Consider the following 26,580-nt stretch of genomic DNA (forward strand, 5'->3'; position numbering starts at 1 on the left):
CCCGGAAAAAACTCGGTTGATCCGGACCCGGGCGCATGGATGACTGGACGACCATGCATGTCGACCAAGTGGACGTGACCACCGAAAACGTCGCGGCCTTGATCCAGGAGCAGTTCCCCCAGTGGAGCGGCCGGGCGATCCAGCCCCTGTCGTCGACCGGGACGGTCAACGCCATCTTCCGCATCGGGGACGACCTTTCCGCGCGTTTCCCGCTGCGCCTGGCCGATACCACCGAGGTGCAGGCGGTCCTCGAACAGGAGGCGCGGGCGAGCGCGGAGCTGGCACAGATGTCCCCGTTCCCGGTCCCGGAACCCGTCGCCCTGGGCAAGCCAGGAGCGGGCTACCCCATGCCGTGGTCGGTCCAGACCTGGCTGTCGGGCACGATCGCCATCGACGCCGACCCCAGCGCGTCGGACGCCTTCGCCGAGGACCTCGCGTCCTTCATCGCAGCCCTGCGGAACGCCGACACACACGGGCGGGTCTTCGACGGCGACAATCGCGGCGGCGTCATCGCCGACCACGACGACTGGATGGCGCAGTGCTTCCAGGAGAGCGAGGGGCTGCTCGACGTGCCCCGGCTGCGCCGGCTGTGGAGCCGCTTTCGGGAGCTGCCCCGCACGGCTGCCGACGTGATGAGCCACAGCGACCTGATCCCCAACAACGTCCTGGTCGCCGGAGACCGGCTCAGCGGCGTCCTCGACACGGGCGGCTTCGGCCCGGCCGACCCCGCACTGGATCTGATCAGCGCCTGGCACCTGTTGCAGCCAGGCCCTCGGGAAGTGTTCCGCCGGACGCTGGCCTGCGACGACCTGGAATGGGAACGCGGCAAGGCATGGGCGTTCGAACAGTCGATGGGTCTCGTCTGGTACTACGTCGAGACCAACCCGACGATGAGCGGCATGGGGCGCCGGACACTCGACCGGCTTCTGGAGTCGACGGACTGACGTTCATCCGCGGCGACGGTCCCGGCGCCACGCAAGCAACCAGTCGTCGACCACAGCGAAGTCCGCCCCGGTGAGGCCGGTCGTCGAATCCACGCGGTGGAGCAGGGCGTGCCCTGCGTGGTGGGCCGACACCCACGCATGATCGACGTCGGTGATCTCGTCGTCGACCCAGACGAAGGGGCGGCCCGCCGCGGCTCGGACGAGGGCTCGGGTCTTCCAGTTGAGTACGTCCGGCTCGTACTCCTGCGGCGGTTTCGGGAGATCGGCCACCGGGAAGCGCGGCAGCCCGAGGAGCGGCGACAGCACCTCGTTGGCGTACTCCATCCACGCGGTGGCCCAGATCGGCTCGCAGGGCAGCGCCAGCAGACGCGGAACATGGCCTGCGTCGATCTTCGCCAGCTGAGGGTTCGATGTGCCCTGCCAGTCCTCCCAGCCCTGAGGACTCGACGGAATCCGCGCCCCGCCGAGGGGCAGGAGCGTTCCGTCGACGTCCAGGAAAAGCAGTGGGCGTTCCGCCCGTTCCTCTAATGTCGCCCGCATGACCGCCCCCTCCTACCTCGCCGCGATCCGGGAGTCGTACGACACCGTCGCCGCCGACTATGTCCAACTCGTCAAGAATCCCGCCGAGTTGGACCCGCTGTCACGGGCGATGCTGGCCGCCTTCGCGGAGACCGTGCGGTCGGCGGGGCTCGGGCCGGTTGCGGACCTGGGGTGCGGGCCCGGCAGAGTCACCGCGTATCTGGCTGAGTTGGGGGTGCCGGTCTTCGGCATCGACCTGTCGCCGAGGATGGTCGAGCTGGCCCGCCGCGCCTGCCCGGACCTGACCTTCACGGTCGGCTCGATGACCGCGCCGGAGATCGGCGACGGCGAACTGGGCGGTGTCCTCGCCTACTTCTCCACGCACCACACCCCGCCGGAACAACTGCCCGTCGTGTTCGGCGAGTTCCACCGCACCCTCGCGCCCGGCGGCCACCTGATGCTGGCCGGCCACGTGGGAGAGGGCGAACTCCGGCGCCCGACACAGGCGTACGGCGGGCATCCCGTGTCCTACGAGTCCCATCTGCTCCCGGCGGAGCGGATCGCCGGGTTGCTGGAGCGGGCCGGGTTCGCGATCACCGCCCGGCTGATCCAGGAGCCCACCGCGGGATCGAAGCGGACGTACGGCACCTTCATGGCCCGGAAACCGGAGCACCCGTCGCCGTCGTAGCGGCCGTCCCTTCGGAGCGACCCGGAACCGCGCCGCCGAACCGGCCGCGTACCACCACCCCAACCCCACATCGCCGAACCAACCCTGCCACCGAATCAGTCCAGAGCTCCCGAATTGGCCTTGTCCCAGCAGGCCGGCGAACCCCTAGCGTCGGAGCATGCGGATTCGAATCGTCGACGCGTTCACCGACCGTCCCTTCTCCGGCAATCCGGCCGGGGTGGTGCTTCTCGACGGCTTCCCGGAGGGCGACGGCTGGCTGCGGCAGGTCGCGATGGAGGTGAACCATGCCGAGACCGCGTTCGCGCACCGGCTGCCCGCGGGCGGGGCCGCCGACTGGGCGTTGCGGTGGTTCACGCCGGCCACCGAGGTCGCGATGTGCGGACACGCGACCCTCGCCACGGCCCATGTGCTGCACACCACCGGCGCCCACGAGGGCCCCGTGCGGTTCGCCACCCGCAGTGGCGTGCTCATCGCCACGCCCGCACCGGACGGGTCGATCACCCTCGACTTCCCGACCGCCCCGCTCACCCCGGTCGAGATCCCGGACGGTGTCACCGAGGCCCTGGGCGCCGAGGCGCTGACCGCCGTCGACACCGGGCCGAACATCGGGGACCTCGTCGTCGAACTCGCCGACGAGAAGACGGTCGTAGGACTGGCGCCCGACCACAAGGCGCTCGCCGCCTACTCCGAGCGCGGGATCATCGCCACCGCCCGTGCCGAAGACCCCACGCGGGGCTACGACTTCGTGTCCCGCTGCTTCTTCCCGAACGTCGGCATCGACGAGGACCCGGTCACCGGGAGCGCGCACACGGCGCTGGCTCCGTACTGGGCGGAGCGGCTCGGGCGCACTGTCCTCACGGGGCTTCAGGCCTCGCCCCGGTCCGGGCTCGTCCGTACCGAACTGCGGGGCGGGCGCACCCTGTTGACCGGGCGCGCGGTCACGGTCATCGACGGCGAGCTGCTCGCCTGAGAGCGCGTTCCGCCGCTCACGCGGTGGGCAGCCAACCCACCTTGCCCGCCAGGAGCGCGTAGCCCACGAACGCCCCGATGTCGAGCAGGGAATGCGCCACGACCAGCGGGCCCACGCGGCCCCAGCGGCGGTACAGGTAGACGAAGACCACGCCCATCACCATGTTGCCGACGAAGCCGCCGATGCCCTGGTAGAGGTGGTAGCTACCGCGCAGTACGGAACTGGCCACCAGCGCGGTGCCCGGTGTCCAGCCCAACTGGCCGAGGCGGCGCAGGAGATAGCCCACCACGATCACTTCTTCGAGGATCGCGTTCTGCATCGCGGAGAGGATCAGGACCGGGTACTTCCACCAGACGTCGGGCAGCGCCTCCGGCACCACGGTGAGGTTGAAGCCGAGACCCCGTGCGGCCAGGTAGAACGCGATGCCGGTGCTGCCGATCACCGCCGCGATGGCCGCTCCGCGGCCGAGGTCGGGCCAGGGCCGGGTGCGGTCGAAGCCGATCGTGCGCAGGCTCTCGCCCTCCCTGAGGAGGAAGTGCGCGACGAGGGCGACGGGGACGAGTGCCGACGCGATGCCGAAGAGCTGCCAGGCGAGATCCAGCCATGGACGGCCGGGCGCGGCCGAGGCGTTGAGGGTGGCCGCCTGATCCTTGAGACCGCCCGGTTTCGTGACCGATCCGACAAAGCTGATCAGGGCGGACACTCCGCTCGCACCGAGCGAAAGCCCCAGAACGAGCAGTGCCTCGGACCGCAGAATCCGCCGTGTGGGCCGCTCCAGCGGAAAAGTTTCGGCCACCTGCCCTGCCTCCACCTGCACACCTGCCTTCAGTTCGGAATTCCCGCCTCATGCCCATCTTCGCCCCGCTAGGGTCTCGAAAGAACTTACGAAGATCGTGCGCGACAGGCCGTTGGGGGAGACGGAGGCACGGGTTCAACAGGGAGGGGCACCACCGTCATGGGACGTCACAGCTTGCCCGATCCGCACCGGGCGGGCGGCAGCGACCCCCGCCCTCGCGCGCGGCGCCGCAAGGTGGCCCTCGCCACGGTGCTCGTGCTGACCGTCGCCGGCGGTACCGCGGCCGCGGTGCAGAGTGGACTGCTCTCCTTCGGTTCCTCCTGCCGCAAGGACGCGGTACGTCTGAAACTGGCCGCCTCCCCCGACATGGCTCCCGCCCTGCGCGCGGCGGCCGGAAAGGCGCGCGGCGAGAACATCACGTCCGACGGGCAGTGCCTGAACATCTCGGTGACCGCCCAGGAGTCGTACAAGTTCGCGGACACGCTCAAGTCGGGCCGGCATCCGGACGTCCAAGTGTGGGTGCCCGACTCGGAGTTGTGGGTGAACCAGGTGACGTCGGGCGCCGACTCGGACGCGACGGAGGCGACTCCCGCGGGCAACGTCGCCTCCACCCCGGTCGGTGTGGCGATGGTCCCGGCCGCCGCGAAGTCGCTGGGGTGGCCGCAGAAGACGTACACCTGGCTGGACCTGGCCGGTGCCACCCTCCAGGACGACTCGCTGCGGCTGGGCGCGGCCGATCCGGCGCGGAGCGCGACCGGGCTGCTCGCGCTGACGGCCCTGAGTACGGCCGCCGCCAAGGTCAAGGGCGGTGACACGCAGGCCGCGGCGATGATGAAGACGCTGTCGCAGCGGATCTCGGACACCGACGGCCAGGTCCTGGACACCCTGCCGCGCGACTCCTCGGGCACCGAGCAGGGCAATCCGAAGCGCAACCAGGCGCTGGTGCTGAGCGAGCAGTCGGCGTTCGCGTACAACGCGTCGGCCGAGGGCGGCGGGAGTCTCGACCTGTTCTATCCGAAGGACGGTTCCCCTCGGCTGGACTACCCGTACAACCTGGTGGACCGGGAGCGGCTGACGACGGACGAGAGCCGAGCCGCGATCCGGTTCATGACGTTTCTGAGTCAGCCCGCGCAGCAGAAGCTGATGGAGAAGTACGGCTTCCGCACCGAGGACGAGGACGCGCCGAAGGCGGTGGTCGCCAAGGCCGGCGGCAGCAGTCCGCAGCCGTACGCCGTGGCGCCGGCCGAGCCGGCCTCCGACGCGGCGCTCCAGGAGGCGTTGGGGACCTGGACGATCACGGTGCAGAGCGCGCGGATCACCACGGTCGTGGACGCGTCGTCGTCGATGTCGGAGCCGGTGCCGGGGACCGGGCAGTCGCGGATGGATGTGACGAAGGCGTCGCTGCTGCAGGCGCTGGCCACGTTCACGCCCGAGGACGAGATCGGGCTGTGGGAGTTCTCCACGAAGCTCGACGGGAACAAGGACTACCGCGTGCTGGTGCCGACCGAGCGGCTCGGCGACCGTGTGGGCGGCGGCACCCAACGGGACCGGCTGTCCGCCGCGTTCGGGAGTCTGAAGCCGGTGCCGAACGGGGCGACGGGGCTCTACGACACCACGCTCGCCGCGTACAAGGCGGCCACGTCCTCTTATGCGGACGGGAAGTTCAACGCGCTGGTGATTCTGACCGACGGGGTCAACCAGGACCCGGGCAGCATCTCGCGGACCACGCTCCTCAAGGAGTTGCGCCAACTCACCAGCCCTGAGCGGCCGGTACCGCTGATCATGATCGCGGTGGGTCCAGAGGCCGACAAGGAGGAGGCCCGGCAGATCGCCGAGGCTACCGGCGGCTCGGGCCACGAGGTGAGCAACCCGGCCCAGATCCAGTCGGTGATCCTCCAGGCCATCGTGGCGGCGGGCGCGGCGGGCGCCTCCGCCAACTCGGGCTGAGGCAGCGGCGGTTCACCCCAGGGGTGCCGGTTCGGGGAGGCCCACCGGCCAGGTGTGGACCGGTTCCCCGAGGTGCATCAACTCGCTGTAGCGGCGGGTCGTCGCGGCGAAAGCGGCTTCCCTGCTGAGGCCCTGTTCGAGGGCGCGGTGGAAGGTGGCGGACTGCCAGGTCGCGCCGTTGGCCCGGCGTCGGCAGCGTTCGTCGATGACGCCCAAGTACAGGTCCCGGTCGGCCGGTTCGATCCCCCAGGCGTCAAGCCCGGCCTCCGCCAGCGGCAGCAGTTCGTCGCGTACGAGGGCCACCGCGTCGATCTCGGTGGTGCCGCCGAGCCGTCCGCGCCGGGGCCAGAGCAGGCGGGCGTCGATGCCGTGGCGGCACGCGGTGTCGAAGTTGGCGGCGGCGGCCTCGAAGGGCAGCCGGGTCCACACCGGCCGCGACTCCTCGGCGAGGGCGCGGACGACGCCGTAGTAGAAGGCGGTGTTGGCGATGACGTCGGTGACGGTGGGTCCGGCCGGCAGGACGCGGTTCTCGACGCGGAGGTGCGGGACGCCGTCGGCGATGCCGTAGACCGGGCGGTTCCAGCGGTACACCGTGCCGTTGTGCAGGACGAGTTCGGCGAGGGTGGGGATGCCGTCGGCGTCGAGGACTTCGAGGGGTTCCTCGTCGTCGTGGACCGGGAGCAGCGGCGGGAAGTAGCGGAGGTTCTCCTCGAAGAGCTCGTACGCGGAGGTGATCCAGCGTTCGCCGAACCAGGTGCGGGGGCGGACGCCCTGGGCCTGGAGTTCGGGCGGGCGGGTGTCGGTGGCCTGCTGGAAGAGGGGCGGGCGGGACTCGGGCCACAGCTCGTGGCCGAACAGGAAGGGCGAGTTGGCGCCCACGGCGACCTGGGCGGCGGCGACGGCCTGGGCCGCGTTCCACACGTCGGCGAAGCGGTCCGGGGTGACCTGGAGGTGCAACTGCACGGAGGTGCAGGCGGCTTCGGGGGCGATGGAGCCGGAGGTGCAGGTGAGGTGCTCGACGCCGTTGATGTCGAGGACGAAATCCTCGCCCCGGGCGGCCACGATCTGATCGTTGAGCAGGGTGTAGCGGTCGACCGCGGAGAGGTTCGAGGAGACCAGGTCGTCCCGGTCGAGCGTCGGCAGAATGCCGATCATCACTATTCCGGCGTCGACCTCGCCCGCTTTCCGGTGGGCATATGCCAGCGACGTACGGATCTCCTCGGCGAGCCGGTCGAATACCCGGCCCTCCAATCGATGTGGGGCAATGTTGACTTCCAGATTGAACATGGCGAGTTCTGTTTGGAAATCTCGGCTCGCGATGCGTTCGAGAACCTGCGCATTCAACATTTTCGGCATGCCGTCGGCGCCGGCGAGGTTGAGTTCGATCTCCAGCCCCATGAGATTCCTGGGGCGGTCGAACCGCTTCTCGGCCAGCAGCCGCTCCAGTCCCGTCAGGCACCGCCGCAGCTTGGCGCGGTAGCGCTGGCGGTCGGCGAGCTCGAACGGCCCTGCCACGACCTTCTCCCCCATCGAAGCCCCACCTCCTCGTCCCGGGTAGGAAGGATGATGCCCAGACCTGGCGATCGATAACGTCCCGCGGCGGCCCGGCGCCCGCTACTCTGGTACGAAGTGACCCGCGGCACATTCACGAGGCATGGGGCGATGCGCGGTTCCGCGCGCAATGTGGACCTCGTGAAAAACGCCGACGAGAATTGGCCGACCGCATGGGTGACATATCCCGAGGTCATCGCCGTTTCCCCGGTTCGGAACCGGGATGATTCCCGCGAATCGCTGGCCGAATGGTCCCTTGTTGTTCATACAGGAAACGGTTAGACGAAACACCGTCTGAACACGTGTCGTATAAACTCCGCGAACAAGGCAGAAGGTTGGCGCCACAGTCCTGGAACCTGCCGTCGAGGTGACGTGCGGCAGGCCGTACCCATGTTCACAGCACCCCCGGCCCCCGCCTCTCTGACCCCGAGAGCTGACAGCGCCGTCCGCCCCCGTCCCGCCCTCGCGCCACCGTGCCTGTCGAATGAGAGGCGACCCACCATGCCGCTGCATGTCCCCCCGGCTCCCGCGCCCGCACTGCGCTCCGTTCTCACGGCACTCGGTTCCCCCACCGCCGTCCGCGAGGCCCGAACACCCTCACTGCGCGCGGCCCAGGGGCCCGCCACACCCGAACTCCCGTTGCCCGTCCATGTACTGAACCGCGTCACGCCGGAGGGGACGGCCGTCACCTCCCTGGCCGGGTGGCGTTTCCTGATCCGCTGCGGTGACCGCGCGGTCGCCGCCGCCGAGACGATGCTGACCCCCGACGGCTGGGCGTTCTCGCACTTCTTCGAGGGCCCGTACATCGCCGCCACCGAGCGGGCGCTGCGCCAGGCCGAGAACATGAAGAGCGCCTACCAGCCACGCCTGCTCTCCGTGCCCGGCCTCTACATGCTCACGCTGTGGCTGCACGGCGATCTCACCGCGGACGGCACCGGCGGCCACCCCGCCGCGACCGATCTGCTGGTCCCACTGGCCCCGGCACCCCCCGGCATCGCGGCCCACCGTCCGCACCGGGTCGCCGAGTTGCTGCCGGTGCTGACACATCGGGTGACTCCGGCGCCACTACTCAGTTCACCCGCCTGACTTCTCTCCGCTGTCACCTCCGTACCCCGTCACCGAATTCCCGGTGGCGGGGTACGATCGCGTTTCCGATCCTCTTTATGTTCGTATCGCTCGTACGAGCAGGAAAAAGCTCGTACGAGCCGGGAATTGGGATGAACCGTCCGCGCGGGTGATGCGTCATCAACCTGTGAGAAGAGGTGCCGCAAAATCCCTGCGGATTGACGCCCGTGGGGCAACACTGGGTTCGGACCGACTCAACACCACGGGGGACGGACATGACCACAACAGAGCGAGAGATCCCACCAATGTGCAAGCACCAGCCGCCGTGTCCCACAGCCGAATCAGCCGACCGGGAATCCGCCCGCCTCACGGCGAGCCATCCGGAACAGGGCTGGAGCCTGCTGTGCAACGGCGTTCTCCTGTTCGAGGACACCGGTGAGCTACTGCCCGACGGCCAGATCATCGCCCCGCACCGCCAGGTGATGACTGCCGCTTGAGCATTTCAAGGACATGAGGGGCCGGCCGTACACATTTCGGTGCGCACCGGCCCCGACGCATATCCGGGACTGATCACTCCCCGTAGTCGACCGCTATACGAATGCCTCGCCGAGTGCCGAATACTCGAACCAGTCGAAGGCCGCCGTGCCCTCGCCGACATACATGCCGATCACCCGCCCGGTGAAGCCCCCGGCGACCTGGGTGGAGAGATAGCGGCCGTCCAACTCGGCCAGTTCCACGACGCCTTCGGGGCCCGACACGGAAAAGGTGAGGGTGTCGGGGCCGCGCGTGGCGGCGCCGGCCGTACCGATGTCGACGGCGAGGGTGACCGGGCCGGGCGGTACCCGTCGCTCAGCGACCCGCTGCCGTACCGGGCCGATCCGCGCGAGCACGCTCACCACTCCCCTCTCGATCTCGATGTCGTAGTGATGGGCCTCGTCCATGCGGACGGAGAGACCGGCGCGGCCCGAGCCGGGGTCGATGCGGACCGCCGCCCGGCAGTCGGGGTGCTGCTGTCGGCGGCCGAGAAAGGCGGGGCCGGCCTGCGCGTCGAGGGTCAGCCAGCCGGGCCGCTCGGTCAACGACCAGCTGCCGTCCGGCCTGCTGCGCGGGGAGATCCAGGAGAAGGCGAGGGTCGGGGCGTCGAAGTCGTCGCGTGCCGGCGGGAGTTGGAAGGGGTGCCAGGCCTTCGGAGCGGGGTGCTGTTCCCGCACCGGGCCGACCCGTGGCCAGCCGTCCACCCATTCCACCGGGGTCAGGAACGTCTCCCGGCCCAGGACGTGGAAGCCGGGGAACCAGCCGCGGGGCCGGGTGCCGAGCAGCACCATCCACCAGGTGCCGTCGGGGGCGGTGACCAGGTCGGCGTGGCCGGTGCTCTGGATGGGCAGATCGGTGCTGCGGTGGGTCAGGATCGGGTTCGCGGGGGCCGGTTCGTAGGGGCCGCGCGGGGAGCGGGCGCGGGCGATCGAGACACTGTGGCCGTGTGCGGTGCCGCCCTCGGCCAGCATCAGGTACCACCAGTCGCCGACGCGGTACAGGTGCGGGGCCTCCGGGTGCTGGAGTCCCGTGCCGGACCAGACGGGGAGCGGACCCTCCAGGACCTTGCCGGTCGCCGGGTCGATGCGGGCCACCTTCACCCCGGCCACGGCACACCAACAGTTCCCGTCCTCGTCCCAGGCAAGGTCGGGGTCGATACCCGGCACGTCGACGAGCACGGGGTCCGACCAGGGACCCTCGGGCCGCTCGGCGGTGACGAGGAAGTTGCCCTTGCCGCCGGCGTCGGTGGTGATCAGGTGGAAGCGGCCGTCGTGGTGGCGGAGGGTCGGGGCGTAGATGCCGGCCGAGGCGGGGGTGTCGTCCGGCAGGTCCAACTGGCTCGGCCGGTCAAGGGCGTTGCCGATCTGGCGCCAGTGCACCAGGTCCCGGCTGTGGAAGAGCGGGACTCCTGGGAAGTACTCGAAGCTGGAACACGCGAGGTAGTAGTCCTCGCCGACCCGGCACACGCTGGGGTCGGGATGGAACCCGCCGATGACCGGGTTGTCGTACGTCCGCATGCGCCTCAGTCCCTCCGCCCGGCCCGCACTCGAAAGTTTCGGGCCATTCACCGATCCTTACGGAGCGGGACTGTAGGTGGGTCCTTCGACCGGGGCAAGAGCGGGGGCGAGTTGGAGACTGAGCACCATGGTGAGGCCGCCGCCCGGTGTGTCCTCGGCGCCGAGCGTGCCGCCGAGCGCCTCGGTGAAGCCGCGTGCCACGGCGAGACCGAGGCCGACTCCGGCGCCGCGCGGGGCGTCGCCGTAGCGCTGGAAGGGTTCGAAGATGCGGTTCTTCGCCTCGTCGGGGACGCCGGGGCCGCGGTCGACCACACGGATCTCGACGCGGTCGGCGATGGCACTCGCCTTGACCAGTACGGGAGTTGACTCCGGGCTGTACTTCACCGCGTTCTCGACCAGGTTGGCCACCGCCCGCTCAAGGAGCCCCGGGTCGACGGCCACCATGGGCAGCGTCTCCGGGATGTCCAGTTCGACGGTGTCCTCGGGGACTCCGCCCAGCGCCATCGGGACGACCTCGTCGAGGTCCACCTCGCGGATCATCGGAGTGACCGTGCCGGTCTGCAGGCGGGACATGTCGAGGAGGTTCCCGACGAGGTTGTCCAGACGGTCGGCGCCGTCCTCGATGCCGGCCAGCAGCTCCGCCTGGTCCTCGTCCGACCAGGCGACGTCCTCGGAACGGAGCGAGGTGACGGCCGCCTTGATGCCCGCGAGGGGCGTGCGCAGATCGTGGCTCACGGCCGCGAGCAGAGCCGTACGGATGCGGTTGCCCTCGGCCAACGCGCGGGCCTGGTCGGCCTCTTCGCGCAGCCGACGACGGTCCAGTACGACGGCGGCCTGCGCGGCGAACGCGGCCAGGACGCGGCGGTCCTCGGCGGGGAGCACCCGGCCGGAGAGCGCGAGGGCCATGTGGTCGCCGACCGGTACGTCGACGTCCGCGTCCTCGGGGTTCTGGCAGGGGCGCGGGCCCACGCTGCCCGCGCAGGTCCAGGGTTCGACGTCGCTCGCCCGCTCCAGCAGGGCGGCCGACTCCATGCCGAAGGTCTCCCGGACCCGTTCCAGAAGCGCCTCCAGGCTGGTCTCGCCGCGCAGCACATTGCCCGCGAGGAAGGACAGGATCTCCGACTCGGCGCGCAGCCGGGCCGCTTGATGGGTGCGCCGGGCCGCCAGGTCGACCACCGACGCGACGGACACCGCCACGGCCACGAAGATCGCGATGGCGACGATGTTCTTCGGGTCGGCGATGGTGAAGGTGTGCACGGGCGGGGTGAAGTACCAGTTCAGCAGCAGCGATCCGACCGCCGCCGAGGCCAGCGCGGGAAAGAGTCCGCCGAGCAGGGCCGCCGCCACGGTCAGCGACAGAAACAGCAACATGTCGTTGGCCAGGCCCACTTCGGGCGCGACACCGCTCAACAGCCAGGTCAGCAGCAGCGGTCCGCCGATTCCGGCCAGCCAGCCCCAGACGATCCTGGCCCGGCCGAGCCGCGCGCCCCGGTTCACGGGCAGTCCGCGCCCCTTGCCCGCCTCGTCGTGGGTGATGAGATGGACGTCGAGGTCGGGTCCCGAGTCCCGGGCGACCGTCGAACCGACGCCGGGCCCGAAGACGTACTGCCAGCCCTTGCGGCGGGAGACGCCGAGGACGATCTGGGTGGCGTTGACCCCACGCGCGAAGTCCAGCAGGGCCACCGGGATGTCCTCGCCCACCACTTGGTGGAAGGTGCCGCCCAAGTCCTCGACGAGCGTGCGCTGTTGGGCCAACTCCTTCGGGGAGGCGGAGGTCAGGCCGTCGCTGCGGGAGATGTAGAGCGCCAACACCTCGCCGCCCGCGCCCTTTTCGGCCAGGCGCGCGGCCCGGCGGATGAGCGTGCGTCCCTCCGGTCCGCCGGTCAGACCTACGACGATCCGCTCGCGCGAGCCCCAGATCGCCGAGACGCGGTGTTCGCTGCGGTACTCCTGGAGGTAGGCGTCGACCCGGTCGGCCAGCCACAGGAGCGCCAACTCCCTTAGGGCGGTGAGGTTTCCGGGGCGGAAGTAGTTCGACAGAGCCGCGTCGACCTTGTCCGGTTTGTAGATGTTGCCGTGCGCCATCCGGCGCCGCAGCGCGGGCGGTGACATGTCGACCAGCTCGATCTGGTCGGCGCGGCGGACGACCTCGTCCGGGACGGTCTCCTGTTGCCGTACGCCGGTGATGGACTCGACGATGTCGCCCAGGGATTCCAGGTGCTGGATGTTGACCGTGGAGATCACGTCGATGCCGGCGGCGAGGAGTTCCTCGATGTCCTGCCAGCGCTTGGTGTTGCGGGAGCCGGGGATGTTGGTGTGCGGCAGCTCGTCGACGAGGGCCACCTCGGGGTGGCGGGCGAGCACCGCGTCGACGTCCATCTCGCTGAACGTCGTGTCCCGGTAGGCGAGTTCGCGGCGCGGGATCTCTTCGAGGCCGTGCAGCATCACCTCGGTGCGCGGCCGGTTGTGGTGCTCGACGAACGCGACCACACAGTCGGTGCCCCGCTCGATTCGGCGGTGCGCCTCGGACAGCATCGCGTACGTCTTGCCGACGCCCGGTGCCGCGCCGAGGTAGATCCGGAGCTTGCCGCGTCCCATGTCATCCTTCGAAGCGGTAGCCCATGCCGGGCTCGGTGATCAGATAGCGGGGGCTCGACGGATCCCCCTCCAACTTCCTTCGCAACTGGGCCATGTAGACCCGCAGGTAGTTGGTCTTGTTGCTCTGGGACACCCCCCACACCTCCTGCAGCAGGTACTTCTGGGTGACGAGGCGGCCCGGGTTGGTGATCAGGATCTCCAGCAGATGCCACTCGGTGGGGGTGAGACGGATGTCGTGTCCGGCGCGGGTGGCGCGCTTGGCGAGCAGGTCGATGGTGAAGTCGTCGGTGGTGACCAGGGTGGTGGTCGGGGCGAGCGGTACGTCCTCGACGCGGCGGACCGCGGCCCGTAGCCGGGCCAGGAGTTCGTCCATGCTGAACGGCTTGGTGATGTAGTCGTCGGCGCCCGCGTCGAGGGCGGCGACCTTCTCGTCGGAGGCCTGCCGGGCCGAGAGCACCAGGATCGGGACCCGGGTCCAGCCGCGCAGCGCCTTGATGACGTCGACGCCGTCCATGTCGGGCAGTCCGAGGTCGAGCATCACGACGTCCGGCTGTCGCAGGGCCGCGAGCCGGAGCGCGGTGGCGCCGTCGGGGGCCGCGTCCACACCGTACTGGCGGGCCTGCATGTTGATCACGAGGGCCCGTACGAGCTGCGGGTCGTCCTCCACCACCAGCACCCGTGTCATGGGGGTGTGCCTTTCGTGTGGTCCCTGGCATGGCGGCGGGAGTCGGCGGCACCGGGATCTCCCCCGGACCGCCGACTCCGCTGCCGGTCGCGTAACGCCATCAGCTCTTCGTCACAAGGGACTTGAGCGCGATGTTGAGTTCGAGGACGTTCACCGTGGGCTCGCCGATGAAGCCGAGGGTGCGGCCGTCGGTGTGCTCCTTGACCAGCTTCTCCACCTGGGTGACGGAGAGGTGGTTGCGCTCGGCGACCCGGTGGACCTGGAGTTCGGCGTAGGCCGGGGAGATGTCCGGGTCGAGGCCGGAGCCGGAGGAGGTGACGGCGTCGGCCGGTACCTGGGAGGGCTTGACCTTGTAGTCGGCCGTGGAGTTGTTCTTCACGACCGCCGCCTTGGCGTCCTCCACCTGCTTGACGAGCACCTTGCTGTCGGCGGCGAGGTTGGTGGCGCCGGAGAGGATCAGCTTGTACTGGGTGTTGACCGAGTTCGTGCCCAGTCCGTTGGCCGGACGCCCCTGGAAGTAGTCCAGGCTGTAGCCCTGTTGGCCGATCAGCGAGGAACCGACGACCTTGCCGTCCGCCTTGATCTCCGAGCCGTTCGCCTTGCCGGGGAAGACCGCCTGGGCGATGCCGGTGACGACCAGCGGGTAGACGACGCCCGTCACCAGGGTCAGCACGAGCAGGGCGCGCAGGCCCGCCCAGAGCAACCGGGCTGTGTTGGATACCGAGTTGTTCATAGCTGGTCAGCCGATTCCGGGGATGAGGGAGATGAGCAGGTCGATGATCTTGATGCCGATGAAGGGCGCGATCAAGCCGCCGATGCCGTAGATCCCGAGGTTGCGGCGGAGCATCTTGTCCGCGCTGACCGGCCGGTACCGCACGCCCCGCAGGGAGAGCGGGACCAGCGCGATGATGACCAGCGCGTTGAAGATGACCGCGGAGAGGATCGCGGAGTCGGGCGAGGCCAGGTGCATGATGTTGAGCTTGTCGAGGCCCGGGTAGACCGCCGCGAACAGCGCCGGGATGATCGCGAAGTACTTCGCGACGTCGTTGGCGATGGAGAACGTCGTCAACGCGCCCCGGGTGATGAGGAGTTGCTTGCCGATCTCGACGATCTCGATGAGCTTGGTCGGGTTCGAGTCGAGGTCGACCATGTTGCCGGCCTCCTTCGCGGCCGACGTCCCCGTGTTCATCGCGACGCCGACGTCCGCCTGGGCCAGCGCGGGCGCGTCGTTCGTACCGTCACCGGTCATCGCGACGAGCTTGCCGCCGGCCTGCTCCCTCTTGATGAGCGCCATCTTGTCCTCGGGAGTGGCCTCCGCGAGGAAGTCGTCGACGCCGGCCTCGTCCGCGATCGCCTTGGCGGTCAGCGGGTTGTCACCGGTGATCATGATCGTCTTGATGCCCATGCGGCGCAGCTCGTCGAACCGCTCGCGCATGCCCGCCTTGACGACGTCCTTGAGGTGGATGACGCCCAACACCCGCGCGCCGTCGGTGTCTTCGACGGCCACCAGCAGCGGAGTGCCGCCCGCCGCGGAGATCCGGTCGGTGAGCGCGCCGGCGTCCTCGGACACCTCACCGCCCCGTTCCCGGACCCAGGCGACGACTGAACCGGCCGCGCCCTTGCGGATCTTGCGCCCGTCCACGTCCACACCCGACATCCGGGTCTGGGCGGTGAAGGCGATCCACTCGGCGTGCGCCAACTCGCCCTGGTGGCGCTCGCGCAGGTCGTACTTCTCCTTCGCCAGGACGACGATGGAACGGCCCTCGGGCGTCTCGTCGGCGAGCGACGAAAGCTGGGCGGCGTCGGCGAGTCGGGCCGCGGTGGTGCCGGTCACCGGCACGAACTCGGAGGCCTGCCGGTTGCCCAGGGTGATGGTGCCGGTCTTGTCGAGGAGGAGTGTCGAGACATCGCCGGCGGCCTCAACTGCCCTGCCGGACATGGCCAGTACGTTGCGCTGCACCAGCCGGTCCATGCCCGCGATGCCGATGGCGGAGAGCAGCGCACCGATGGTCGTAGGGATGAGACAGACCAGCAGGGCCACCAGCACGATCATCGTGAGGTGCGTGCCCGCGTAGTCCGCGAACGGCGGCAGCGTGGCGCAGGCGAGCAGGAAGACGATCGTCAACGAGGCCAACAGGATGTTCAGGGCGATCTCGTTGGGCGTCTTCTGCCGGGCGGCGCCCTCGACCAGGGCGATCATCCGGTCGATGAAGGTCTCACCCGGCTTCGTCGTGATCTTGATGACGATGCGGTCGGAGAGGACCTTCGTCCCGCCGGTGACGGCAGAGCGGTCGCCGCCGGACTCGCGGATGACGGGCGCGGACTCGCCGGTGATGGCCGACTCGTCGACACTCGCCACACCTTCCACGACGTCACCGTCGCCCGGGATGATGTCACCCGCCTCGCACACCACCAGGTCGCCGATGCGGAGTTCGGTGCCGGGGACCTGCTCCTCCTGGTCGCCCACGAGCCGTCGGGCCACCGTGTCGGTCTTGGCCTTGCGCAGGGTGTCGGCCTGCGCCTTGCCGCGGCCCTCGGCGACGGCCTCCGCGAGGTTGGCGAAGATCACGGTCAGCCACAGCCAGGCGCTGATCGCCCAGCCGAACCAGTCGCCCGGGTCCTTGAAGGAGAAGACCGTGGTCAGCACGGACCCGATCCACACCACGAACATCACGGGCGACTTGACCATCACCCGCGGGTCGAGCTTGCGGCAGGCGTCGGGCAGGGACTTGATCAGTTGCTTGGGGTCGAACAGGCCCGCGCCGACACGCCCTTCGGGGGACGCGTGACCGGTAGGCACATCGCTGTGCGGCGCCCTGGTCGGAGTGGCAGTGGACATCGAGTCCTCTTGGTCTTCTTGGTTGTCTGTGCGGGTGCTCATGACGCCAGCCCCTCGGCCAGCGGGCCCAGCGCGAGGGCCGGGAAGTAGGTCAGACCGGTGATGATGAGGATCGCGCCCACCAACAGGCCGGTGAACAAAGGCTTTTCGGTACGCAGGGTGCCCGCGGTGACCGGCACCGGCTTCTGGTCGGCGAGCGAACCGGCCAGGGCCAGCACGAACACCATCGGCAGGAAACGGCCGAGCAGCATCGCGAGCCCGGTCATGGTGTTGAACCAGTCGGTGTTCGCGTTCAGACCGGCGAAGGCCGAACCGTTGTTGTTCGCGGCGGAGGTGAAGGCGTACAGCACCTCGGAGAAGCCGTGCGCGCCGGAGTTCAGCATCGAGTGCGGCGGGGTCGGCAGCGCCATGGAGGCGGCGGCGAAGATCAGCACGAGCGCCGGGGTGATCAGGATGTAGCAGGCCGCGAGCTTCATCTCGCGGGTGCCGATCTTCTTGCCCAGGTACTCGGGTGTACGGCCGACCATGAGCCCGGCGATGAACACCGCGATGACCGCCATGATCAGCATTCCGTAGAGGCCGGAGCCGGTACCACCGGGTGCGATCTCGCCCAACTGCATGCCGAGCATGGTGATTCCGCCGCCGAGACCGGTGAACGAGGAGTGGAAGGAGTCCACCGCGCCCGTCGAGGTCAGGGTGGTCGACACCGCGAAGATCGAGGAGGCGCCGACGCCGATGCGCTGTTCCTTGCCCTCCATCGCACCGCCGGCGATCTGGAGCGCCGAGCCGTGGTGGGCGAACTCGGTCCACATCATCAGGGCGACGAAGCCGACCCAGATGGTGGCCATGGTGGCGAGGATCGCGTAGCCCTGCTTGATCGAGCCGACCATCACGCCGAAGGTCCGGGTGAGCGCGAACGGGATGACCAGCAGCAGGAAGATCTCGAAGAGGTTGGTGAACGGGGTCGGGTTCTCGAAGGGGTGCGCGGAGTTGGCGTTGAAGTAGCCGCCGCCGTTGGTGCCGACCTCCTTGATGGCCTCCTGGGAGGCGACCGCGCCGCCGTTCCACTGCTGGTGCCCGCCCATGAACTGCCCGACTTCATGGATGCCGGAGAAGTTCTGAATGGCACCACAGGCGACGAGCACGATCGCCGCAACGACCGACAACGGCACCAGGATTCGGATCGTCCCGCGCACCAAGTCGGCCCAGAAGTTGCCGAGTTCACCGGTACGGGAGCGCGCGAAGCCCCGTACGAGAGCCACCGCGACGGCGATACCGACGGCCGCGGAGACGAAGTTCTGCACGGCGAGACCGGCGGTCTGCACGACGTGACCCATGGTCTGCTCGCCGTAGTACGACTGCCAGTTGGTGTTCGTCACGAACGACACGGCCGTGTTGAACGACTGCGCCGGATTGACGGAGGAGAAGCCCAGCGACCCGGGCAGGATGCCTTGCAGGCGCTGAAGCAGATAAAGGAAGAGGACACCGACGGCCGAGAAGGCGAGCACTCCGCGCAGATACGCGGGCCAGCGCATCTCGGTGTTGGGGTCGGCACCGATGCCCTTGTAGATCCACTTCTCGACGCGCAGGTGTTTGTCGGAGGAGTAGACCCGGGCCATGTAGTTGCCGAGGGGGATGTAGGCGAGAGCCAGCGCGCCTATGAGGGCGAGCAGCTGGAGGACGCCTGCGAGTACTGGACCCATGTCGTGCTCAGAACCTCTCCGGGAAGATCAGGGCGAGGACGAGATAGCCCAGCAGGGCGACGGCCACGACGAGGCCGACGATGTTCTCGGCGGTCACAGCTTCGTCACCCCCTTGGCGACGAGGGCCACCAGCGCGAAGACCGCGATCGTGGTGACGACGAAGGCCAGATCGGCCATCGTGAGCTCCTGGATTGAGGTTCGAATGGAACGGACGCTTAGAGGTAACCGCGCCCATGACCGAATCCGGCCGCCGTTGACGGGTCCCATACGGCGGCCCGCACGCCTTTGACGGGACCCTTACGGCGGCACCGGACTTCAGCGCGCCAGCGGGGTTCTACGGCGATGGGGGCATCGGTCGGCGGACGGTTTCGGCGGCGCCGGTGCCGGGGTGGGGGGCGGCTCTACGGCAGGGTCGGCACTGGCCCGCGGGCGGGTTCCGGTGACTGAGGGGCAGGGCTGCGGGCGGTTTCCGGCGGCGCCGGTGCCGGGGCGGGGAGCGGCTCTACGGCAGGGTCGGCACTGGCCCGCGGGCGGATTCCGGCAACTGCGATGCCGGGCCGCAGGCGGTTTCCCGCCGCGCGGACACTGGCCCGCAGGGCGGCTCTACGGCAGCGTCGGCTCGGGCCCGCGAGCGGATTCCGGCAACTGCGATGCCGGGCCGCAGGCGGTTTCCGGCGACGCCGACACCGCCCGCGGGGCGGCTCTACAACTGGATCGGCACTGGCCCGCGAGCGGCACCACAACAACACCGGCGCCAAGCCGCAGGCCGCTGGCTCTACGGCAGCGCCGACACCGGCCCGCGCGGCGGCTCTACGACACGATCGGCACTGGCCAGAAGGCGGCTCCACGGCGACATCGACACCGGGCCGCAGGCGGCTCTACTGCGGCGCCTACACCGACCTGCGGGCGCTCTACGCCGATGCCGACACCAACCTGGTAGGCCGTTCCACGCCAGCACCAGCACCGGCCCACAGGGCGGCTCCACGACAACGTCGGCACTGACCCACAGGTCGTTCCACAGCAGCGCCGACACTGGCCCGCGGGCGGTTTCCGACGACTACGATGCTGGGGCCGCAGGCGGTTTCCCGCCGCGCCGACACCGGCCCGCAGGGCGGCTCTACGGCAGCGTCGGCTCGGGCCCGCAGGCGGTTCCACCGCAACACCGGCGCCGGGCCGCAGGCGGCTCCACTGCGGTGCCTACACCGACCCACCTTCCTGCGCCGACGCCGTCACCGGTCCGCAGGCGGTTCCTCACCGACACCCGCACCGGCCCACAGAGCGGCTCCACGCCAACTCCGTGCGGCAGCCGCGGGCGCGAGCGCCGCGCCCCGGGGGCGAAGCCGGCGCCCGCTGCACACCCCTCGCGTCAGAACAACCGGAACCGCAGTCGGCAGATCACCGCGTCCGTGTCCCGGCGTACCGCATGGGCGACGACGGCCCCGCGCTGGTTCTGGAGCAGCCGCTGCCACAGCCGTACGGGCTCCACCTCTGCGATCAGGACGGTGATGCGAGTGTCCGGTTCCGTCGCCGAGACGTCCCGTACGTACGCGGCGATCGGGCGGCCCAGGGTGCGGCGTTCGCAGGTGAGGCGGACCAGGGGTATGCCGGGGTTCCACTCGGCCCAGGCGCGCTCCAGGGCGTGGAGGTGGGCGCGGTCCTCCGGGTCGGGGTAGCAGACGGTGACCGCGCGGACCTCGTCGCCGAGGGAGGCGGCGGCCGTCAGGGCCTCGGAGGTGAGCCGGGTGAGGGAGGAGACCGGCACGATCACCACGGAGCGGTCGCGGTGCGGCGGGTCCGGGATGCGACCGAGGCCGAGCCGTTCGCCGATGTGCGCGTAGGCGCGGTGCACGGTCTCGAAGGCGAGCACGAGCAGAGGCAGGGCGATCACTATCAGCCAGGCGCCCTCCTCGAACTTGGTCGCGGTGACGACGATCGCGGCAACGCCCGTGAGAAGCGCGCCGAAGCCGTTCAGTACGGCTTTCCCGCGCCACCCGGGGCCCCGCTCGCCGCGCCAGTGCCGGACCATGCCGACCTGGGCGACGGTGAAGCCGACGAAGACACCGATCGCGAAGAGCGGCACGAGGGTGTTGGTGTCGCCGCCGGAGAACACCAGCAGGGCCGCCGAGACCGCGGCCAGCGCGAGCACGCCGTGCCGGTGCACCTGGCGGTCGGCCTTGAGCGCGAAGACGTGCGGGAGGTAGTTGTCCCGGGCCAGCAGCTTCAGCAGCACGGGCAGCCCGCCGAAGGACGTGTTCGCGGACAGGGCGAGCAGGATCATCGTCGCGAACTGGATGACGTAGAAAGCCCAGTTGTGGCCGAGGGAGGCGTCCGCGAGCTGGGCGAGGACGGTGACTCCCTGGACGGGCTGGAGGTGGAAGCGGGAGATCAGGACGGACAGGCCGATCAGCATCACGCCGAGCACCGCGCCGAGGGCGACCTCCGCGCGCTGGGCCCGCTTGACCCGGGGCGCGCGGAAGGAGGGCACGGCGTTGGCTATCGCCTCGACGCCGGTGAGGGCGCTGCAGCCGGAGGCGAATGCTTTCAGCAGGAGCAGCGTGCCGACGCTCGTGGCGTTGTCGGCGAGCGCGGAGGCGTGGCCGTCGGCGGTCGCGGTGCTGACCGGCCCGGACCGGAACAGGCCGACCACGATGAGCACGAGGATGGAGCCGACGAAGACGACGGTCGGCACGACGAAGGCGCGCGCCGACTCCACGACCCCCCGCAGATTCACCGCCGTGACCAGTACCAGCACCGCGAGACACAGCCACAGCCGGTCGTCGTACAGTCGCGGGAAGGCCGACGTCAGGGCCGCGACACCGGCCGTCACGGCCACCGCCACGTTCAGTACGTAGTCCAGCACCAGCGAGGCCGCGGCCACCAGGCTCGTCCGCGCGCCGAGGTGGGTCTTCGCCACCGCGTAGGAGCCTCCGCCGTCCGGGAAGGCCGCGATGACCTGCCGGTAGGAGGCGACGAGGACCGCCAGCAGGGCGGCGATGGCGAGCGTCACCGGCAGGGTGAAGCCGAGTCCGTGCGCGCCGGCTGCGGCCAGCACGAGGACGATCGCCTCGGGGCCGTACGCCACGGACGCCATGGCGTCCAGGGAGAGCGCGGCGAACCCGCCGAGGGCGGTCAGCCGATGGCGCTCGCCGGTATCCGGGGGCTCCTCGTCGGCGGGCGTCTCGTCCGGCTGGACGGTGAGAACGGTCATGCTGGTGGCTCCTTCAAGGTACGGACGCGCGGGTGCGCTCCAGGTTCGGTCCCGTCACCGCGGGTTTCTCCTTCTCCTTGCGGCTTCTTCGCGCCGAACACGCGTTCCTTGACGCGAACTTGACGAGGGTGTGACCAGGGCAACTGCTCCCGCCCGCCGGCGAGGACGCTGCGGGGGCGTCAAGAACCACCGGCCACCCGTCAGAGTCCCGTCAAGGTCCGACTTCCGTACGCCGGGAATCTCTACGGTCGCCTCCATGGCACCGGTGGAGGACCGACGATGGGCGCGCGATCTGCGCGGCACGTTCCGCTGCGCGGGCGCGCTTCTCGGACTCCTGCTGGTCGTCGACCACTTCAGCGGTCGGTTCACGCTCTGGCGCGCCGCGCTCTGGTTCGCCGTGGCGCTGTTGCTCTTCGTGGTGCTGTATCCGGCCCGGGTCCGGGCGGGCGAGGGCTGGCTGTCCGCACGCGGGCCGCTGCGCGAACGACGCGTCCGCACGGACCGGCTCGTGTCGGTGCGCTGTCTGGACGGGATCTCTCAACGGCTGTTGCTGCGGGACGAGTTCGGCGGCCGGGTCGAGATCGATCCCGAGGTGCTGGTCAACAACCCCGACTTGTGGCACCGGTTGGCCGAGGACGCGCACAAGTCCCTTGCCTCCGGCTCGCTCACCTGCGGGGCGACCGCCCTGCGCCGGATCGCGGAACGCGTCGAACGCGAGACCGCCGAGACCGTGTTCAGGGTGTCCGGCCTGGAGTAACAGCCGTGGTCGGGTCCACCTCAACCGCCCTCTCCGCCAAGGGAATCGACACGACCATCGTCAGGCCACCCCCAGGTGTGTCCTCCGGAGCGAGCGTCCCGTTCATCGCCTCGGTGAGACCGCGCGCGAGGGCGAGACCCAGCCCGAGCCCGGTGGTGTTGTCCGTGTCACCGAGCCGCTGGAACGGCTCGAAGAGCCGCTCACGACCGGTGGTCGGCAGCCCGGGCCCCCGGTCCACGACCCGCAACTCCACCCGGCCGCCCAGCGCGCTGGCGGTGACCATGACCCGGCGCCCGGCCGGGGTGTGCCGGGCCGCGTTGCCCGCCAGGTTGGCGATCACCCGCTCCAGCAGCGGCGGATCGACGAGCACCGGCGGGATCGACTCCACGTCCCGCAGATCCACGTCGGGCACGTCCGCGAGCGCCATCGGCAGGACCTCCTCCAGGCTGGTGGCCCGCAGGTTCAGCGGCAGGACACCGGCCTCAAGACGGCTCAAGTCGAGGAGGTTTTCCAGCAGTCGGTTCAGCTTGGCCATCGACTCGTCGGCGGTGGCGAGGAGTTCGTCCCGGTCCTCGTCCGAGAACTCCACATCCCGGCCCCGCAACGAGGTGACGGCGGCCCAACCCGCAGCGAGCGGCGTCCGCAGGTCATGTCCGACCGCCCGCAGCAGCGCCGTACGCAGCCGGTCGGCCGCCTTCACCGGCTCTATCTCGGCCGCCGCTTCGGCGAGTTGGGCCCGTTCGACGGCGGAGCCGACATGCGCGGCGAAGGCGGCCAGCACCCGCCGTTCCGAGGAGGAGAGGGTGCGTCCGCGCAGCACCAGGTAGGCGCCGGGGCCGGCCGGGACGGTGGTCGCCCCGCCGCCGATCTCATGGTCCGGCGGTTCGTCGACGAGTTCCGCCGAGTCGGTGCCGAAGGTCTCGCGGGTGCGTTCCAACAGGGCCGGGATCGTCTGGCCGCCGCGCACGATGCTGCCCGCGAGGGAGGACATGGTCTCGGCCTCGGCGGTGGCACGCGCCGAGCGCCGGGACAGTCGTAGCGAACGGTCGACCACGGCGGCCACGGTCGCCGCCACGACCGTGAACACCCCCAGCGCCAACAGGGCGTTGGGGTCGTCCAGCGTGAACTGGCCGATGGGCGGGATGAACCAGTAGTTGAGCAGCAGCGAGGCCGTCACCGACGCGATGACCGCCGAGGTGACACCGCCTATGCAGGCGACCCCGACCACGGCGAGCAGGAACAGCAGTGCCTCGCTGGTGAGGTTGACCGTGCCGCGCACCTGCGCGAGACAGACGGTGAGCAGCACCGGCAGTACAAGTCCCGCCACGGGACCGGCGATCAGCCGTGCCGTCGAGAGCGTACGGCGGCGGGACGGGAGCAGGGTGCCGCGCCCGGCGCGCTCGTGCGTGACCCGGTGGACGTCGATGTCACCGGAGAGTTCGGTGACCGTCTCGCCCGTGCCGGGTCCGGTCAGGAAGCGTTCGAGGCGGCCCCGGCGGCTGGTGCCGAGGACGAGTTGGGTGGCGTTCTCGGTGCGGGCGAACTCGACCAGGGCGGTGGCGACTCCGTCGCCGACCACTGAGTGGTAGCTGCCGCCGAGGTCCTCGACGAGCCTGCGCTGCCGGGCGAGCGAGGCGTGGGACACCCCGGCGGCGAGTCCGTCGCTGCGGGCCACGTGCACGGCGAGCAGATCGCCGCCCGCCGACCGGTCGGCGATGCGGGCGGCCCGCCGGATGAGGGTGTCGCCCTCGGGACCGCCGGTCAGCGCCACGACCACCCGCTCCCGGGTCTCCCACACCCCGCCGATCGCGTGCTCGGCGCGATAGGTGTGCAGCGCCTCGTCGACCCGGTCGGCGACCCACAGGAGCGCCAACTGCCGTAGTGCGGTGAGGTTTCCGGGCCGGAAGTAGTTGGCGAGGGCCGCGTCGATCTTCTCGGGCGTGTAGATGTTGCCGTGCGCCATGCGCCGCCGCAGTCCCTCGGGCGGCATGTCGATGAGTTCGATCTGCTGTGCTCGGCGTACGACGTCGTCAGGCACCGTCTCGTGCTGCGGGACCCCGGTGATCTTCTCGACGACGTCCTTGAGGGAGGCGAGATGCTGCACGTTGACGGCGGTGACGACGTCGATGCCGGCGGCGAGGAGTTCGTCGATGTCCTGCCAGCGCTTGGCGTTGCGTCCGCCGCCGGGCACGTTGCTGTGCGCGAACTCGTCGACGACGGCGACCTCCGGGCGTCGGAGGAGGACCGCGCCGAGGTCCATCTCCTCGAACTCCCCGCCCCGGTAGGCACATTGAGCCCGCTCGACGACCTCCAGGCCGTCGAGCATCGCCTCGGTGAGCGGGCGCCCGTGGCACTCGGCGAAGCCGACCACCACGTCGGCACCGCGGGCGGCCCGGCGCCGCGCCTCGTCGAGCATGCGGTAGGTCTTGCCGACGCCCGGGGCCGCCCCGAGGTAGACCTTCAGTCGCCCGCGTCGCAGTACGTCGTTCATCGCCTCCCAGAGAAGCGCCCGGCAGGCCTTCGGGCAGGCCTCTTGACGCGTCTCTGGCGCCGCCCCTGCGCACGTTGACACTGTCTTGACGGCGCCCGGCCGGGTTAGGGTGACCGCGGTGTGCCGGGAAGTCTGGTCGGCGGGGAGTCCGCATGGGCTCGTCCAAGACCCAGGGGGACGGCATGCGCGGCGTCGGTACGGTTCTCGCTCTCGTGGTACTGGCGACGCTGGTCGCGACGTTCGCCCGCCGGTGGCGCATCCCGGCGCCCTCCCTCCTCGTGGTCGCCGGTCTCGCCGTGGCTCTGCTGCCGGGCACCCCGGCCATCGGGATCAGCCCGGACGTGATCGGTCTGGTGGTGCTGCCGCCGCTGCTCTACGCCAGTGCCGAGGATTTGTCGTGGCGCGAGCTGAAGGCCGTGTGGAAGCCGGTCGGGATCCTCGCGATCGGCCTGGTCCTCGCCTCCGCGGCGGCGGTGGGCTGGGTGGCGTCCACGGTGACCCCACTGTCCTGGCAGATGGCGTTCGTGCTCGGCGCGGTCCTGGCCAGCACCGACCCGGTCGCCGTCACCGCGCTGGGCCGGCGGCTCGCGCTGCCGCCCCGGGTCCAGATGCTCGTCCAGGCGGAGTCCCTGTTCAACGACGCGACCTCGCTGGTCCTGTTCCGGGTCGCGGTGAGCGTCGCGGTGGCCTCGGCGGCGGCGAACTGGGGTGCCGCAGGTGGGGAGTTCATCGTCCTCGCGGGCGGTGGCACGGTCATCGGGGCGGCCGTGGCCCACGCCGTGACCCTGATCCGGCGGCACACCGAGGACCCGGTCCTGGAGACGGTGATCGCCCTGGTCACGCCGTACGCGGCCTATGTACTGGCGGAGGGGGCGCACACGTCGGGCGTGACCTCGGTCGTGGTCGCCGGGGTCGTCCTGGGCGGTCGCGGCGACCGGCTCACCAACGCCCGCATCCGGCTCCAACTGCACGCCGTCTACGGCACGTTGGTGTTCCTGCTGGAGAGCGTGGTGTTCTCGCTGATCGGACTGGCGCTGCCCACGCAGGTGCGGGCGCTGTCCGACGGCGACCGGGCCTGGCCGCTGTACGCCCTCGCGGTGGCGGGCACCCTGATCGCCGTACGACTGCTGTGGCTGGCGCCGTTGTCGGCGGTGGTGCAGCGCAAGGCCGGGACGCACCGGGTGAACTGGCGGGTGCCGATGGTGCTGACCTGGGCGGGCACCCGGGGTGTCCTTCCGCTGGCGGCGGCTCTGTCGATCCCGGAGGTCACCAGCAGCGGCGCCGCGCTGACCGACCGACCGCTGGTCCTCGTCCTGACCACCTCGGTCGTGGTCGTCACCCTGGTCGTGCAGGGCTTCACGCTCGCGCCCGTCGTCCGCCGCTCCGGCATCGCCCTCGAACCCGACCACACGGAACGCGAAGAGGCCTCCGCCCGCTGCAAGTTGGCCGACGCGGGCATCCGACGGCTCGACGAACTCGCCGAGCTGGAAGCCGTACCGGACGTCGTCCTCGACCGGCTCCGCCGGGGCCTCAACGCCCGCCTCGACGACGCCCGCGACCGCCTCGCCGAGCCCAACGGCCAAGCGGCGCACGCCGAATCGGCCGACCTCGTCTACCGCCAGCTGCGCCGCGACCTGATCGCCGTGGAAGCGGTGGAACTGCAGCGCCTCTACGACGACCACGCCATCAGCGACACGACCCGCAGACGGTTGCAGCGGTCGCTGGACCTGGAGGAGGCGAGGCTGGCGGACGTGTGAGGCAGGGGCAG

21 protein-coding genes are annotated in these 26,580 nt (G+C 70.2%); 8 read left to right on the plus strand and 13 right to left on the minus strand.

The genetic code is table 11. The features are described 5' to 3' along the window. Positions 1–35: 35 nt before the first annotated feature. Entirely contained in the window at positions 36–944 is a 909-nt protein-coding gene (locus ACIBJH_RS29295; protein ID WP_399119863.1) for an aminoglycoside phosphotransferase family protein, read from the plus strand. 3 nt (positions 945–947) lie between these two features. Here ACIBJH_RS29295 and ACIBJH_RS29300 read toward each other — a convergent pair whose 3' ends face one another. Then, positions 948–1,484: a hypothetical protein gene (locus ACIBJH_RS29300; protein WP_399119864.1), complete on the minus strand. Its 537-nt coding sequence runs from the start codon at positions 1,482–1,484 to the stop codon at positions 948–950. Between ACIBJH_RS29300 and ACIBJH_RS29305 the strand changes: the two genes are divergently transcribed. Together ACIBJH_RS29305 and ACIBJH_RS29310 are read left to right on the plus strand one after the other, a co-directional pair. Then, complete coding sequence (locus ACIBJH_RS29305) at positions 1,483–2,151, plus strand: class I SAM-dependent methyltransferase (RefSeq protein WP_399119865.1); 669 nt, start codon at positions 1,483–1,485, stop codon at positions 2,149–2,151. The genes ACIBJH_RS29300 and ACIBJH_RS29305 overlap by 2 nt on opposite strands. Before the next feature lie 157 nt (positions 2,152–2,308). Then, positions 2,309–3,121, plus strand: coding sequence for a PhzF family phenazine biosynthesis protein (locus ACIBJH_RS29310; RefSeq protein WP_399119866.1), 813 nt, complete (start codon positions 2,309–2,311; stop codon positions 3,119–3,121). Positions 3,122–3,137: 16 nt separating this feature from the next. Here ACIBJH_RS29310 and ACIBJH_RS29315 read toward each other — a convergent pair whose 3' ends face one another. Further along, complete coding sequence (locus tag ACIBJH_RS29315; RefSeq protein WP_317883348.1) at positions 3,138–3,938, minus strand: type II CAAX endopeptidase family protein; 801 nt, start codon at positions 3,936–3,938, stop codon at positions 3,138–3,140. A gap of 138 nt (positions 3,939–4,076) precedes the next feature. On the opposite strand from ACIBJH_RS29315, the gene ACIBJH_RS29320 reads away from it, so the two are divergent. Beyond that, on the plus strand, positions 4,077–5,864 hold the full coding sequence (locus tag ACIBJH_RS29320) for a substrate-binding and VWA domain-containing protein (protein ID WP_399119867.1): 1,788 nt from the start codon (positions 4,077–4,079) through the stop codon (positions 5,862–5,864). A gap of 12 nt (positions 5,865–5,876) precedes the next feature. On the opposite strand, the gene ACIBJH_RS29325 is transcribed toward ACIBJH_RS29320, so the two are convergent. Further along, the gene (locus tag ACIBJH_RS29325) at positions 5,877–7,394 is read right to left on the minus strand and encodes a glutamate--cysteine ligase (RefSeq protein WP_399119868.1); all 1,518 of its coding nucleotides are present in this window, start codon (positions 7,392–7,394) and stop codon (positions 5,877–5,879) included. A gap of 522 nt (positions 7,395–7,916) precedes the next feature. Between ACIBJH_RS29325 and ACIBJH_RS29330 the strand changes: the two genes are divergently transcribed. Both ACIBJH_RS29330 and ACIBJH_RS29335 read left to right on the plus strand, forming a co-directional pair. Continuing rightward, on the plus strand, positions 7,917–8,501 hold the full coding sequence (locus ACIBJH_RS29330) for a hypothetical protein (protein ID WP_399119869.1): 585 nt from the start codon (positions 7,917–7,919) through the stop codon (positions 8,499–8,501). 284 nt (positions 8,502–8,785) lie between these two features. After that, positions 8,786–8,977 (plus strand): DUF5999 family protein, encoded by a 192-nt coding sequence (locus ACIBJH_RS29335; RefSeq protein ID WP_200713605.1) that lies wholly within the window; start codon positions 8,786–8,788, stop codon positions 8,975–8,977. 93 nt (positions 8,978–9,070) lie between these two features. Here ACIBJH_RS29335 and ACIBJH_RS29340 read toward each other — a convergent pair whose 3' ends face one another. From ACIBJH_RS29340 to ACIBJH_RS29380, 9 genes are all read right to left on the minus strand, one after another. Next, positions 9,071–10,531 (minus strand): glycoside hydrolase family 43 protein, encoded by a 1,461-nt coding sequence (locus ACIBJH_RS29340; RefSeq protein WP_399119870.1) that lies wholly within the window; start codon positions 10,529–10,531, stop codon positions 9,071–9,073. 57 nt (positions 10,532–10,588) lie between these two features. Next, positions 10,589–13,129: a DUF4118 domain-containing protein gene (locus tag ACIBJH_RS29345; protein WP_399119871.1), complete on the minus strand. Its 2,541-nt coding sequence runs from the start codon at positions 13,127–13,129 to the stop codon at positions 10,589–10,591. Between the two features lies 1 nt (position 13,130). Then, positions 13,131–13,814 (minus strand): response regulator, encoded by a 684-nt coding sequence (locus tag ACIBJH_RS29350; protein ID WP_399119872.1) that lies wholly within the window; start codon positions 13,812–13,814, stop codon positions 13,131–13,133. A 100-nt stretch (positions 13,815–13,914) separates the two neighbouring features. Continuing rightward, positions 13,915–14,547, minus strand: a complete 633-nt coding sequence (locus ACIBJH_RS29355) for a potassium-transporting ATPase subunit C (protein ID WP_399119873.1) — start codon at positions 14,545–14,547, stop codon at positions 13,915–13,917. A 6-nt stretch (positions 14,548–14,553) separates the two neighbouring features. Next, complete coding sequence (gene kdpB / locus ACIBJH_RS29360) at positions 14,554–16,653, minus strand: potassium-transporting ATPase subunit KdpB (RefSeq protein ID WP_399119874.1); 2,100 nt, start codon at positions 16,651–16,653, stop codon at positions 14,554–14,556. A 38-nt stretch (positions 16,654–16,691) separates the two neighbouring features. After that, a complete protein-coding gene (kdpA, locus tag ACIBJH_RS29365) occupies positions 16,692–18,356 on the minus strand; it encodes a potassium-transporting ATPase subunit KdpA (protein WP_399119875.1) in 1,665 nt (554 codons plus the stop codon). A gap of 7 nt (positions 18,357–18,363) precedes the next feature. Further along, the gene (gene kdpF, locus ACIBJH_RS29370) at positions 18,364–18,453 is read right to left on the minus strand and encodes a K(+)-transporting ATPase subunit F (RefSeq protein ID WP_016434100.1); all 90 of its coding nucleotides are present in this window, start codon (positions 18,451–18,453) and stop codon (positions 18,364–18,366) included. Further along, positions 18,450–18,623, minus strand: a complete 174-nt coding sequence (locus ACIBJH_RS29375; protein WP_359610623.1) for a hypothetical protein — start codon at positions 18,621–18,623, stop codon at positions 18,450–18,452. The genes kdpF and ACIBJH_RS29375 overlap by 4 nt, the downstream gene beginning before the upstream one ends. Positions 18,624–19,722: 1,099 nt before the next feature. Then, entirely contained in the window at positions 19,723–21,564 is a 1,842-nt protein-coding gene (locus ACIBJH_RS29380; protein WP_399119876.1) for an APC family permease, read from the minus strand. Positions 21,565–21,820: 256 nt separating this feature from the next. Here ACIBJH_RS29380 and ACIBJH_RS29385 point away from each other — a divergent pair, with 256 nt between their 5' ends. Next, positions 21,821–22,321, plus strand: coding sequence for a hypothetical protein (locus ACIBJH_RS29385; RefSeq protein ID WP_399119878.1), 501 nt, complete (start codon positions 21,821–21,823; stop codon positions 22,319–22,321). On the opposite strand, the gene ACIBJH_RS29390 is transcribed toward ACIBJH_RS29385, so the two are convergent. Further along, a complete protein-coding gene (locus tag ACIBJH_RS29390; protein WP_399119879.1) occupies positions 22,299–24,812 on the minus strand; it encodes an ATP-binding protein in 2,514 nt (837 codons plus the stop codon). The genes ACIBJH_RS29385 and ACIBJH_RS29390 overlap by 23 nt on opposite strands. Positions 24,813–24,994: 182 nt before the next feature. Between ACIBJH_RS29390 and ACIBJH_RS29395 the strand changes: the two genes are divergently transcribed. Next, complete coding sequence (locus ACIBJH_RS29395) at positions 24,995–26,569, plus strand: Na+/H+ antiporter (protein WP_399119908.1); 1,575 nt, start codon at positions 24,995–24,997, stop codon at positions 26,567–26,569. Positions 26,570–26,580 lie beyond the last annotated feature (11 nt).

It is taken from the genome of Streptomyces sp. NPDC050548 (genome assembly GCF_044457385.1).
GTDB lineage: Bacteria > Actinomycetota > Actinomycetes > Streptomycetales > Streptomycetaceae > Streptomyces.